Here is a 12,471-nt window from a genome sequence, read left to right on the forward strand (position 1 = left end):
GCGGGGTGTAGCGGAAGGCGTGCAGCAGCGAGTCGTCGAGCAACGCGAGGGTCATGGTGCGCAGCAGGGGCGCGTTGAATACCTTCGAGCCGAGTCGGCTGCGCACCACCTGTCATGTCTGCCCTTGCTGAAGCGGTACCCTCCTGGGCCGTCCCTGGGCCGTCCGAGGCCGACCAACGCTGACAGTCGGCGCCCACGGGTGACCACCCCCACCCCGCTCTGGCCTGGGCTCCGCCAGTTGATCTGCGACACTGGGAGGGTTATGCCGAAGCCCGGAGAACTCACTTTCGTCGCCCCCCGCGGAGCCAAGAAGCCGCCGCGGCATCTTGCCGATCTCACTCCTGCCGAGCGCAAGGAGGCCGTTGCCGCGGTCGGGGAGAAGCCGTTTCGTGCCAAGCAGCTCTCGCAGCACTACTTCGCGCGGTACGCGCATGATCCGGAGCAGTGGACGGACATTCCGGCCGGTTCCCGGGGGCGGCTGCAGGAAGCCCTGCTGCCCGAGCTGATGACCGTCGTGCGGCATCTGTCGACCGACCAGGGCACCACCCGCAAGACCCTGTGGCGGCTGTTCGACGGGACGCTCGTCGAGTCCGTGCTGATGCGCTACCCGGACCGGGTGACCATGTGCATCAGCTCGCAGGCCGGATGCGGCATGAACTGCCCCTTCTGTGCGACCGGGCAGGCGGGACTGGACCGGAATCTGTCCACCGCCGAGATCGTGCACCAGATCGTCGACGGCATGCGGGCGCTGCGGGACGGGGAGGTCCCCGGCGGCCCGGCCCGGCTCAGCAACATCGTCTTCATGGGCATGGGCGAGCCCCTCGCCAACTACAACCGGGTCATCGGCTCCATCCGCCGGCTCACCGACCCCGAGCCCGACGGCCTCGGCCTGTCCCAGCGCGGCATCACCGTCTCCACCGTCGGTCTCGTCCCCGCCATCCACCGGTTCGCCGACGAGGGCTTCAAGTGCCGCCTCGCCATCTCGCTGCACGCACCCGACGACGAGCTGCGCGACACCCTCGTACCCGTGAACACCCGCTGGAAGGTCCGCGAGGTGCTCGACGCGGGCTTCGAGTACAGCGCCAAGTCCGGACGCCGGCTGTCCATCGAGTACGCGCTGATCCGGGACATCAACGACCAGGCCTGGCGCGGTGACCGGCTCGGGCGGCTGCTCAAGGGCAAGCCCGTGCACGTGAACCTGATTCCGCTGAACCCGACGCCCGGCTCGAAGTGGACGGCCTCCCGGCCCGAGGACGAGAAGGCCTTCGTGGAGGCCATCGCCGCCCATGGTGTGCCGGTGACGATCCGGGACACCCGTGGTCAGGAGATCGACGGGGCGTGTGGTCAGCTCGCCGCGACCGAACGGTAGTCTGACTGTCGTCAGTACATCTTCATAATCGGCACCTTCACATCCACACCTGCATATTCCGACAGGGGAGCGCCACAGCGCTGAGAGTGCGGCACACGGCCGCAGACCCTCCGAACCTCGCCCAGGTCATTCTGGGTAGGGAGATCGGTCACCACTCGAGCTGTTGCGCCCTGCCCGGGACCTTGGAAGTCCCGGGCAGGGCCGCGTCTTCTCCTGGTCACCCCAGGAGGAATCCAGTGAGCACCAACAAGAAGCGACTGACGGCCGTCGTCGTCGGGCTCGGCATGGCCGGCACGCTCGCCGCGTGCGGGTCGTCCGACGGCGGCCAGGGGTCCGGCGACTCCAAGACCGTGACGCTCGTCAGTCACGACTCGTGGGCCGCGTCCAAGGACGTCATCGCGGCCTTCGAGAAGCAGTCCGGCTACAAGGTGAACGTCCTGAAGGACGGCGACGCCGGGCAGGCCGTGAACAAGGCCATCCTCACCAAGGACAACCCGCAGGGCGACGTCTTCTTCGGCGTCGACAACACCCTGCTGTCCCGCGCCCTCGACAACGGCCTGTTCCAGTCGTACGAGGCGAAGGGGTCCGGGCAGATCAAGGCCGCGTACCGGGTCGACCAGGACAAGCACCGGGTCACGCCCATCGACACCGGCGACATCTGCGTCAACTACGACAAGAAGTACTTCGCCGACCACAAGCTGCAGCCGCCGCGGAGCTTCGACGATCTAATCAAGCCGCAGTACAAGAACCTGCTCGTGACCGAGAACGCCTCCGCCTCCTCACCCGGCCTCGGCTTCCTGCTCGGCACCGCCGCCGCCTACGGCGACGGGGGCTGGGAGGGCTACTGGAAGAAGCTCAAGGCCAACGGCGTCAAGGTCGTCGACGGCTGGGAGCAGGCCTACAACGAGGAGTTCTCGGGGTCGGCCGGCGGCAAGAAGGCCAAGGGCGACCGGCCGCTCGTCGTGTCGTACGCCTCCTCGCCGCCCGCCGAGGTCGTCTACGCCGACCCCAAGCCGAGCACCGCCCCGACCGGCGTCGCCGAGGGCACCTGCTTCCGGCAGGTCGAGTACGCCGGGCTGCTCGCCAACGCGAAGAACACCAAGGGCGGCAAGGCGCTCCTCGACTTCCTCATCAGCAGGAGGTTCCAGGAGGACATGCCGCTCAACATGTTCGTGTACCCGGTGACCGAGGGCGCCCAGGTGCCGCCGGAGTTCGTGAAGTACGGGCCGCAGGCGAAGGACCCGGAGACCATGGACCCGGCGAAGATCGCCGACCATCGTGACCAGTGGGTCAAGTCGTGGACCTCGCTCGTACTGAAGTAGCCGCCCGCAGGCGGGGCGCCGCGGCGCGGTTCGGTCTGCTGGCCGTGCCCGTCGCGTTCTTCGCGGTCTTCTTCGCCTACCCCGTCGCCGCGATCGTCGCGCGCGGCCTCAAGACCGACGGGGCCTGGCACCTCGGGCGGATCGGGGAGGTGCTGGCGCAGTCCGACGTGCGGCACGTCCTGTGGTTCACCACCTGGCAGGCGGTGGTCTCCACCGCGCTCACGCTGCTCGTCGCCCTCCCCGGCGCGTACGTCTTCGCCCGCTTGGACTTCCCCGGCAAACAGGTCCTGCGGGCGGTCGTGACCGTCCCGTTCGTCCTGCCGACGGTCGTCGTCGGTACGGCTTTCCTGGCACTCGTCGGGCGGGGCGGGCTGCTGGACGAGCTGTGGGGCGTACGGCTGGACACCACCGTGTGGGCGATCCTGCTGGCGCACGTCTTCTTCAACTACGCGGTCGTCGTCCGGACGGTCGGCGGGCTCTGGGCGCAACTCGACCCGCGGCAGGAAGAGGCCGCGCGGATGCTCGGGGCGTCGCCGCGGAAGGCCTGGCGGCAGGTCACACTGCCCGCGCTCGCCCCGGCCGTGGCCGCCGCCGCGCTGATGGTCTTCCTGTTCACCTTCACCTCCTTCGGTGTCGTGCAGATCCTCGGCGGGCCGACGTTCTCCACCCTGGAGGTGGAGATCTACCGGCAGACCTCGGAGATCTTCGACCTGTCGACCGCGGCCGTGCTGACGCTGATCCAGTTCGTCGCGGTGGGGGCGATCCTCGCCCTGCACGCCTGGACCGTGCGGCGGCGGGAAACCGCGCTGCGGCTGGTGGACGCCTCCCTGACCGCGCGCCGGCCGCGCGGCGCCGGGGAGCGGGCGCTGCTCGGCGGGGTGCTCCTCACCGTCGCCGTCCTGCTCGTGCTGCCGCTCGCCGTGCTGGTGCAGCGCTCCCTGGGCGCGCCCGGCTTCGGCTACTACCGGGCGCTGACCCGCGAGGACGGGGGCGTCTTCCTGGTCCCGCCGATCGAGGCGATCGGCAACTCCCTGGCGTACGCCGTCGCCGCCACGCTCATCGCGGTGGTGATCGGCGGCCTCGCCGCGGTCGCGCTCACTCGCCGGGACGCCGGGCGGTTCGTGCGCGGCTTCGACGCCCTGCTGATGCTGCCGCTCGGGGTGTCCGCGGTGACCGTCGGCTTCGGGTTCCTGATCTCCCTCGACGAGCCGCCGTTGGATCTGCGGTCCTCGTGGATCCTCGTGCCGCTCGCACAGGCGCTGGTGGGGGTGCCGTTCGTCGTGCGGACCATGCTGCCCGTGCTGCGGGCCGTGGATGTGCGGCTGCGGGAGGCGGCCTCGGTGCTCGGGGCCTCGCCCTGGCGGGTGTGGCGGGAGGTCGACCTGCCGATGGTGCGGCGGGCGCTGCTGATCGCCGCCGGGTTCGCCTTCGCGGTCTCCCTCGGGGAGTTCGGCGCGACGGTGTTCATCGCCCGCCCCGACCGGCCGACGCTGCCGGTGGCCGTGGCGCGGCTGCTGGGCCGGCCCGGTGATCTGAACTACGGGCAGGCGATGGCCCTTTCGACGATTCTGATGGTGGTGTGCGCGGTGGCCCTGCTGGTACTGGAGAGGCTCCGCACGGACCGGACGGGGGAGTTCTGATGCTGCTGGCCCTGCAGGGTGCGACGGTCCGCTTCGGCGGGCGTGCCGTGCTGGACGCCGTCGACCTGGAGGTCGCCGAGCACGAGATCGTGTGTGTGCTCGGGCCGAGCGGCAGCGGCAAGTCGACCCTGCTGCGGGCGGTGGCCGGGCTGCAGTCCCTTCGCTCCGGGCGGGTGGTGCTCGACGGCCGTGACCAGGCGGGCGTGCCCGCGCACCGGCGGGGCGTCGGGCTGATGTTCCAGGACCACCAGCTGTTCCCGCAGCGGGACGTGGCCGGAAACGTGGCGTTCGGGCTGCGGATGCGCGGCGAGCCGAAGCGGCAACAGGCCGAACGGGTCAAGGAGTTGCTGGACCTCGTGGGGCTGCCGGGCGCGGGCCGTCGGGCCGTCGCGGCGCTGTCCGGCGGGGAGCAGCAGCGGGTGGCGCTGGCCCGGGCCCTCGCGCCGAGCCCCCGGCTGCTGATGCTGGACGAGCCGCTGGGACAACTCGACCGGTCGCTTCGGGAACGACTGGTCGTCGAACTGAAGGAGCTATTCGGCCGGTTGGGTACGACCGTGCTCGCCGTGACCCACGACCAGGGGGAGGCCTTCGCGCTGGCCGACCGGGTCGTGGTGATGCGGGACGGGCGGATCGCCCAGTCCGGTACGCCCCTGGAGGTGTGGCAGCGGCCCGCCGACGCCTTCGTCGCCCGCTTCCTCGGCTTCGAGAACGTGGTCGAGGCGACCGTCGGGACGGAGGCGGCGGACACGCCCTGGGGCAAGGTGCCGGTTCCGGAGAAAGCCCAGCAGGGCACCCGCACCCTGCTGGTGCGGCCCGCCGGGGTGCGCCTGGTACCGGCCGACACGGGCCTGCGCTGCACGGTGACCGCACGCACCTTCAAGGGCACCCATGTCGCCCTCCACCTCCAGCCCCGGGACGCCCCGCGCCTGGAGGCGGCGTGCGCGCTGCGGGACGCGCCGGAGACCGGGGACGAGGTCGGCGTGGAGTTCGACGCGGCCGAAATCGTGGTGCTCGGCTGATCGTCGCCGCCTGGGGTGCGGGGCATGACACCGTCACTCGCGCACGACCGCTGCTGCGACGAAATCGCCCACCAGGTGGGCCTGTTGAGGTCCGTGGTGACCTCCGGGGCCGATCTGTCGGGCACCGTGCCGACCTGCCCGGACTGGTCGCTGGAGGACCTCGTACGACACATGGGCGGTGCGCTGCGCTGGGTGGAGTTCATCGTGCGGACCCGGGCCGCCGAGGAGGTGCCCGAGGAGCGGGTGCCGGGTCTCGCCGGGTTCTGGGCCCGGCGGACGACGCATGAGATCACGGTCCACCGCGCGGACGCCACGCTCGCGGCCGGACTGCCCTACGAGGTCGTGCCCGAGGTGGCCGCCGACGCGATCGACGAGTGGCTGCAGATCGTGGAGTTCGTGCAGCGGACGGTGCCGCACGACACGGCGCGGGAGCTGCGCGGCGCCGGCCGCAGCTCACCTCCGTCCTGCCGGCCTTCCACCGCCGACTGCCGCTGGACGCACCGGAGCTGCAAGTGCTGGGCGAGCGGGAGCTGCTGGAGTTCTGGCTGGAGCGGGCGACGTTCGGGTGAGACGGGACGTGGCCCGCCCCCCGGGTCGGGGGACGGGCCACGTCACGGTCTGCGCGGGCCTCAGCTGTCGCTGTTCGCTCCGCGGCGGCGCATGCCGAAGAACACCGCACCGCCACCGACGACGACCAGGGCCGCCGCGATGCCGGCGATGAGGCCGGTGTTGGAGTTGGCGCCGGTCTCGGCGAGGTTGGAGTCACCGGCCGGGGCGGGCGCGTTGCCCGCCGGCGAGCTGCTCTGGCTCTCCGACGGCTCCGGAGCCGGGCTCTGGCTCTCCTCGGCGGGCTTGGACGGGGACGCCGACGGGGTCGGAGTCGCCGGGGGAGTCGAAGCCGGGGGCTCCTCCTCCTTCTTGCAGGCCGTGGCCGGGGTGACGAGGTTCGGCTTGATGTCCTCGTCGACGTACGAAGACGCCTTGACGTGGATGCGGTACTCGGCGTTGGCCTTCCAGTCGTCGGGGAAGGTGATGGTGGTGCCTTCGCGCGAGCCCTTGACGACCTGCTCGCCGATCTTCTTCGCATCGGCACCGTTGTTCTGCAGGTACACGGTGACCGTCGCGGGGACGCCGGCGGGGTCCACGTCGGTGACCGTGATGACGCCCTTGTCGCCATCGCACTTCGCCTCGGCGGAGAACTCGCTGATGTTGCAGGCGAGCGCGTTGCCGGCGGTGCCGAGCGCGAGCGCGGCCGAGGCCGAGACGACGCCGAGGATGCGCACGGCACGTGCGCGGCGGGATACGGACAGAACTGCCACGTTTGTCCTTTACAGGATCGCAGATGCGGGGGGTTGAGGCAGTGTTGACTGTGCATCAGCACTACCGTGAGGCTCACAGGTCTATAAGCGCCGCATAAGTAGTGTCAACGCATATGCAGCTTGCAAGCACTTGCTTTGCCTTCTTATTAACCGCCGAGGCGTTTCAACGCCTCGGGCGCCTCCTCGATCCGCTCCACCAGCGCGATCCGCGCCTCCATCGAGCGCCCCCCGGCCAGTGACCGGAGCAGCGGCCACGCGGGCAGCCGCTCCGTCCAGTGCACGCGGTTCACCAGCACCATCGGCGTGGGTTCGCCGCGTGACCCGTAGTAGTTGGGCGTCGCGTTGTCGAAGATCTCCTGTACGGTCCCGGCGGCGCCCGGCAGGAACACCACACCCGCGTTCGACCGGGCCAGCAGGCCGTCCTCGCGGGTGGCGTTGGAGAAGTACTTGGCGATGTGGGAGGCGAAGGCGTTCGGCGGCTCGTGGCCGTAGAACCAGGTCGGGATGCCGACCGAACGGCCGCCCTGGGGCCAGCGGGTGCGTATCTCAAAGGCGGCCGCGGCCCACTGGGTGATCGACGGAGTGAAGTGCGGTGCCTTGCCGAGGAGTTCCAGCGACTCGGTGAGCATCTCGTCGTCGAAGGGGGCGGCGTGGGCGCCGAGGTTCGCCGCCTCCATCGCGCCCGGGCCGCCACCCGTGGCGATCGTGAAGCCGGCCCGGGCCAGCTCCCGGCCCAGCCGCGCGGCGCCCGCGTACTCCTCGGTGCCGCGGGCCATCGCGTGCCCACCCATCACACCCACGACCCGGGCGCCGGACAGGAGTTCGTCGAGCGCGTCCGACACGGAGTCGTCGTGGATCGAGCGCAGCATGGACGCGTAGATGTCGCGGTCCGCCTTCGTGCGCTGGAACCAGGCGTAGGCGAGGGCGTCGGGCGTGGCCTCGTAGCCGTCGGCCAGCGACGCGAAGAGCTCGTCCGGCGAGTAGACCAGGCCGCGGTACGGGTCGAACGGCAGGCCCGGGACCGGAGGAAAGACCAGGGCACCGTCGCCGCGGATCTTCGCGGCCGCCTCCTCGCGCATCGCGCAGCCGAGGAAGACGGCGCCCGCCGTGTCGTGGGTGAGCAGTTCGCGCGTACGGTCCGTCAGATCGACGGCCTGGACGCGGTATCCGGCGAGGGTGCCGCGCGCCGAGACGGTCGCGTCGAACTCCTCGAGGCTCTCTATCTCACGGTCGTCGTGGTGGGCCGCATGGGCGGGCATCGTCTGCACGCGCCCATGCTGGCACAGCCGCCGTCAGCCCTGGACGGCCGCCGGGTCCATCCACACGACCTCGAAGGTGTGGCCGTCCACGTCGTCGAAGGCGCGGCCGTACATGAAGCCGTGGTCCTGGGTCTCGCCGGACACGGAACCGCCCGCCGCGACCGCCCTGTCGACCAGCTCGTCGACCTTCTCGCGGCTCTCGGCGCTCAGCGCGATCAGCACCTCGCTGGTCCTCGTCGAGTCCGCGATCTCCTTCTTGGTGAACTGGAGGTACTTCTCCGTGGTGTGCACCATGACCACGATGGTGTCGCTGATCACGACCGAGGCGGTCGTGTCGTCGCTGAACTGCTCGTTGATCGTGAAGCCCAGCTCCGTGAAGAACTTCTTCGAGGCGTCGAGGTCGCCGGTGTGCAGGTTCACGAAGATCATCTGCTGGTACATGCGGGGTCTCTCCCATCAAGTCTGTGTGGTGACGCGGGGACAGACCGGGGGCCGGTCCGGAACTCATCGCCGTGCGGGGACTTTTTTCGTACGGGTTTCCGGGGGCGGCGGGCTCAGCGCGCCAGGGGCAGTGCCGCCAGTTCGGCGACCGTCAGGGTGAGGGGACCGAACAGGGCGAGCAGGGCGCCCGCGCGCAGGGCGGCGGCGCTGCGCAGCACCGTGGCGGGGGCGCCGAGCCGCAGCAGCGCGGCGGTGGTGTCGGCGCGGGCCTGCCGGGCCTCGACGGCGGCCGTCAGGAGCGTCGCCGTGGTGCAGCCGGTCACGAGGACCACGCCGAGGGTGGTGAGCGGGCCGAGCGCGAGTCCGTCCGGGGCGTGCAGCAGCGCCATGGCCCACGCGGCGGACAGGACCGCGCAGACGACGCCCAGGGGGCGCCCGATGCGGACGGACTCCGCCATGAGGATGCGGCCGGCCAGGAGCCGCCGGGCGCCGGGGCGGGCCGACTGGAGCAGCCGTCCGCACAGGTGCGTCAGGCCCGGACCGGCCAGGGCCAGGCCGACGACGGCCAGCGCCCAGCCCGCCATCACGCCGGGGGAGGCACCGGAGAAGGACAGGTCGGGGGGCGTGGGGGCGGTACGGCTCGTGTAGCTCTCCACCGCCAGGCCCGCGGCCAGCACGGTGATGCCCCAGGGCAGACCGGAGGGGGCGGCGATGGTGTCCGGCAGGGCCGCGCCGGGGGCGCTGAAGTCGTCGGGGGTGCCGGGGGCCGCGGCAGGTGGGCCCGGGTGCCTCGCCAGGGCCCCGGCGGGGCTGATGGCGCCCGCCGCGTCCGGCTCCGCCGCGCGGGGGCTGAGCCACTGGGCGGGATCGCCGGCCGGGGCGCTCGCGGCCGGTGAGGCCGGATGGGGGGGTGCAGAGAGCCGGGCCGCATCCCCGGCGGGGCCGGCGCCGTCCGTCTCCGGGGTGGCCGGCTCGGCCGGTCCGTCGGACGTGTGGCCCGGCACCCGTGCCGGAGAGTCCGCGACCGCGCTCACCGTCCCGCCGGGTTCGGCGAGCGCGCTCACCGCCCCGGAGCCCGCCGCCGAGGCCGGCTCGCTCGTCCGGGCCGCCGGCGGGCCGCTCTTCGCTGCGGGCTCGGCGCCTGTGCCGCCCGTGGGCCGGACGATCTGCCGGCCGAACCGGCCGTACGCCCCGAACGTCTCGCGGGTGGGGGTGCGCCGGTACGCGCCGAAGCGGCCGTACGTCCGGGTGACCGGCCGGGGCCCGGTGGGCCCTGCCTCGCGTGGCCGCAGGGCCAGTGCCACCGCCACCGACGCGCCGACGGGCACGAGCGACAGCAGGGTCAGGGCGGCCGGCAGCGGCAGGGGCAGGCCCGCGGCGAGGGACTCGGCGGCGGCGCCGTCGAACGGCATGCCCGTCAGGTCACCCCGCAGGTGCAGGAAGACGAGCAGGGCCAGCATCGAGCCGAGCGTGCAGGACAGCGCCGTCGTCGTCGCCGAGACGGCCATCATGCGCACCGGGCCGAGGCCGATCGCCGAGAGGGCCGCGCGGGGCTTGGTGGCGGGATCGGTACGGGCGACCGCGACCGCGAAGTACACGGTGGCGGCCAGCGGGGCCGCGCACCAGGCCAGTCGCAGCGCGCCGGAACCGGGGGAGCCGGGGTGGCCCATGGCGTAGCCGAGGGCGCAGAGCAACAGGAAGCCCGTACCCGCCGAGGCGGCCGCCACCAGGAGGCGGCGCAGCTGGACGGCCGGGTGGGCGCCGCGGGTCAGACGGAGAGCGAGCACGCCGCCCGGCCTTCCGGCTCGCTGGTCTCGGGGACCGGCGGGAGGTGCACCGTCTGCACGCGCCGCCCGTCGAGCAGGGACACCGTGCGGTCGGCGAGGGCCGCGGTGTCCGCGTCGTGGGTGGCCAGGACGACGGTGATGCGGTGGGAGCGGGCCGCGGTGGTGAGGGTGCGCAGCACCTGGGCGCGGTCGGCGCGGTGCAGGGGCGCGGTGGGCTCGTCGGCGAACAGCACCGACGGGGCGGGGGCCAGCGCGCGGGCGATGCAGACCCGCTGCCGCTCGGCCTGGACCAGCTGGTGCGGGCGCTTGCGGGCGCTCTCGCCGATGTCCAGCCGCTCCAGCCACTCGAGGGCCGCCTTCTTGGCGCGGCGCCGGCTGGTGCCGCGCAGCATCAGCGGCAGGGCGGTGTTCTCCCAGGCGTTGAGCTCCGGGACGAGGGAGGGGGCCGGGTCGATCCAGCCGAAGCGGTCGCGGCGCAGTCGCTCGCGGGTGAGGGGGCCCATGGTGTGCACGGGCACGCTGTTGAACCAGACCTCGCCGCGCCGGACGGGCACCAGGCCGGACAGGCACCGCAGCAGGGTCGTCTTGCCGCTGCCGCGCGGGCCGCTCAGGGCGAGGATCTCGCCCTCGCGCACGCCGAGCGAGACGCCGCAGAGCGCGGGCGAGCCGTCGTCGTGCTGGAAGTGCAGGGCGCGTGCCCAGAGCACGTCGTTGTCCGGCGGGGCCTCCATGCGCGTACACCTCGGTTCAGATCCGTAGTTCCCGTGCCATCCCCCGTGCGGGGGAACGAAGGCGGGGCCGATCGGTCACTGGGCACGCTAGGCAGAAGGGGCCGGGACGCCGGACAGCACGCGGCCCCGGGCCGCCGTTTCTCACTCGAACGGGCGGCACCGGGGCCGGTGTTGATCATCCAGGCAGACGATCGGAGCGACGGGCCTCAGAGCTTCGTCCACGCCTCCGTGAGGGTGGCGCGCAGGATCTGCTCGATCTCGTCGAAGGTCTCCTGGTTCGAGATCAGCGGCGGGGCGAGCTGGACGACCGGGTCGCCGCGGTCGTCGGCCCGGCAGTACAGGCCGTTCTCGTACAGCTTCTTGGAGAGGAAGCCGTACAGGACGCGCTCGGTCTCGTCGGCGTCGAAGGACTCCTTGGTGGCCTTGTCCTTCACGAGCTCGATGCCGTAGAAGAAGCCGTTGCCGCGGACGTCGCCGACGATGGGCAGGTCGTGGAGCTTCTCCAGGGTGGAGCGGAAGGCGCCCTCGTTGTCCAGGACGTGCTGGTTGAGGTTCTCGCGCTCGAACAGGTCGAGGTTGGCCAGGCCCACGGCCGCGGAGACCGGGTGGCCGCCGAAGGTGTAGCCGTGCAGGAAGGTGTTGTCGCCCTTGTAGAAGGGCTCGGCCAGCCGGTCGGAGATGATGCAGGCGCCGATCGGGGAGTAGCCCGAGGTCATGCCCTTGGCGCAGGTGATCATGTCCGGGACGTAGTCGAACTTGTCGCAGGCGAAGTACGTGCCCAGGCGGCCGAAGGCGCAGATGACCTCGTCCGAGACGAGCAGCACGTCGTACTTGTCGCAGATCTCGCGGACCCGCTGGAAGTAGCCGGGCGGGGGCGGGAAGCAGCCGCCGGCGTTCTGCACGGGCTCCAGGAAGACCGCGGCGACGGTGTCCGGGCCCTCGAAGAGGATCTGCTGCTCGATCTGGTCGGCGGCCCAGCGGCCGAAGGCCTCCGGGTCGTCGCCGAAGAGCGGGGCGCGGTAGATGTTGGTGTTCGGGACCTTGTGTGCGCCCGGCACCAGCGGTTCGAAGGGTGCCTTCAGGCCCGGCAGGCCGGTGATGGACAGGGCGCCCTGCGGGGTGCCGTGGTAGGCGACCGCGCGGGAGATCACCTTGTGCTTGGTGGGCTTGCCGACCAGCTTGAAGTACTGCTTGGCGAGCTTCCAGGCGGTCTCCACCGCCTCACCGCCGCCGGTGGTGAAGAAGACCTTGTTCAGGTCGCCCGGGGCGTGGTGGGCGAGGCGCTCGGCCAGCTCGACGGCCTTGGGGTGGGCGTAGGACCACACCGGGAAGAACGCCAGCTCCTGCGCCTGCTTGAAGGCGGTCTCGGCGAGCTCGACCCGGCCGTGCCCGGCCTGCACCACGAAGAGGCCGGCGAGGCCGTCCAGGTAGCGCTTGCCCTGGTCGTCGTAGATGTACGTGCCCTCGCCCCGGACGATGGTGGGGACGGGGGCCTTCTCGTACGACGACATGCGCGTGAAGTGCATCCACAGGTGGTCGTACGCGGACTGGGAGAGGTCCTTGCTCACGGCTATCGGGTCCTCA

At 71.8% G+C, this 12,471-nt stretch carries 10 protein-coding genes and 1 pseudogene; 5 read left to right on the top strand and 6 right to left on the bottom strand.

What is annotated here, in order from left to right; genetic code table 11:
• Positions 1-262 precede the first annotated feature (262 nt).
• The 5 genes and pseudogenes from rlmN (at position 263) to AB0B29_RS35735 (ending at position 5,919) form a co-directional block, all read left to right on the top strand.
• Complete coding sequence (rlmN, locus tag AB0B29_RS35715) at positions 263-1,369, top strand: 23S rRNA (adenine(2503)-C(2))-methyltransferase RlmN (RefSeq protein WP_344459046.1); 1,107 nt, start codon at positions 263-265, stop codon at positions 1,367-1,369.
• A gap of 284 nt (positions 1,370-1,653) precedes the next feature.
• Positions 1,654-2,691 (top strand): thiamine ABC transporter substrate-binding protein, encoded by a 1,038-nt coding sequence (locus AB0B29_RS35720; RefSeq protein WP_362246695.1) that lies wholly within the window; start codon positions 1,654-1,656, stop codon positions 2,689-2,691.
• On the top strand, positions 2,667-4,331 hold the full coding sequence (locus AB0B29_RS35725; RefSeq protein ID WP_362246697.1) for an ABC transporter permease: 1,665 nt from the start codon (positions 2,667-2,669) through the stop codon (positions 4,329-4,331). Before AB0B29_RS35720 ends, AB0B29_RS35725 begins: the two co-directional genes overlap by 25 nt.
• The gene (locus tag AB0B29_RS35730) at positions 4,331-5,350 is read left to right on the top strand and encodes an ABC transporter ATP-binding protein (RefSeq protein ID WP_362246568.1); all 1,020 of its coding nucleotides are present in this window, start codon (positions 4,331-4,333) and stop codon (positions 5,348-5,350) included. Before AB0B29_RS35725 ends, AB0B29_RS35730 begins: the two co-directional genes overlap by 1 nt.
• A gap of 24 nt (positions 5,351-5,374) precedes the next feature.
• Positions 5,375-5,919, top strand: a pseudogene (locus AB0B29_RS35735) (maleylpyruvate isomerase N-terminal domain-containing protein).
• A 60-nt stretch (positions 5,920-5,979) separates the two neighbouring features.
• On the opposite strand, the gene AB0B29_RS35740 reads toward AB0B29_RS35735, so the two are convergent.
• The 6 genes from AB0B29_RS35740 to AB0B29_RS35765 form a co-directional block, all read right to left on the bottom strand.
• Positions 5,980-6,669, bottom strand: a complete 690-nt coding sequence (locus AB0B29_RS35740; protein ID WP_362246569.1) for an LAETG motif-containing sortase-dependent surface protein — start codon at positions 6,667-6,669, stop codon at positions 5,980-5,982.
• 146 nt (positions 6,670-6,815) lie between these two features.
• Positions 6,816-7,937, bottom strand: a complete 1,122-nt coding sequence (locus AB0B29_RS35745) for an LOG family protein (protein WP_362246571.1) — start codon at positions 7,935-7,937, stop codon at positions 6,816-6,818.
• A gap of 24 nt (positions 7,938-7,961) precedes the next feature.
• A complete protein-coding gene (locus AB0B29_RS35750) occupies positions 7,962-8,369 on the bottom strand; it encodes a VOC family protein (protein ID WP_362246573.1) in 408 nt (135 codons plus the stop codon).
• A gap of 113 nt (positions 8,370-8,482) precedes the next feature.
• Entirely contained in the window at positions 8,483-10,156 is a 1,674-nt protein-coding gene (locus tag AB0B29_RS35755) for a hypothetical protein (RefSeq protein ID WP_362246575.1), read from the bottom strand.
• Positions 10,138-10,887 carry an ABC transporter ATP-binding protein gene (locus tag AB0B29_RS35760; RefSeq protein ID WP_362246577.1) on the bottom strand — a complete coding sequence of 250 codons (750 nt, stop codon included), beginning with the start codon at positions 10,885-10,887 and terminating at the stop codon, positions 10,138-10,140. Before AB0B29_RS35760 ends, AB0B29_RS35755 begins: the two co-directional genes overlap by 19 nt.
• 206 nt (positions 10,888-11,093) lie before the next feature.
• On the bottom strand, positions 11,094-12,461 hold the full coding sequence (locus AB0B29_RS35765; RefSeq protein ID WP_362246699.1) for an aspartate aminotransferase family protein: 1,368 nt from the start codon (positions 12,459-12,461) through the stop codon (positions 11,094-11,096).
• Positions 12,462-12,471: the final 10 nt, after the last annotated feature.

The organism is Streptomyces tibetensis, assembly GCF_040647715.1.
In the GTDB taxonomy this organism is placed as follows: Bacteria; Actinomycetota; Actinomycetes; order Streptomycetales; family Streptomycetaceae; genus Streptomyces; species Streptomyces tibetensis_A.

Coding starts and splice junctions, on each gene's coding strand:
- AB0B29_RS35720 (WP_362246695.1), top strand. CDS start 1,654: ATGGCCGGCACGCTCGCCGCGTGCGGGTCGTCCGACGGCGGCCAGGGG.
- AB0B29_RS35760 (WP_362246577.1), bottom strand. CDS start 10,887: ATGGAGGCCCCGCCGGACAACGACGTGCTCTGGGCACGCGCCCTGCAC.
- AB0B29_RS35730 (WP_362246568.1), top strand. CDS start 4,331: ATGCTGCTGGCCCTGCAGGGTGCGACGGTCCGCTTCGGCGGGCGTGCC.
- AB0B29_RS35750 (WP_362246573.1), bottom strand. CDS start 8,369: ATGTACCAGCAGATGATCTTCGTGAACCTGCACACCGGCGACCTCGAC.
- rlmN (WP_344459046.1), top strand. CDS start 263: ATGCCGAAGCCCGGAGAACTCACTTTCGTCGCCCCCCGCGGAGCCAAG.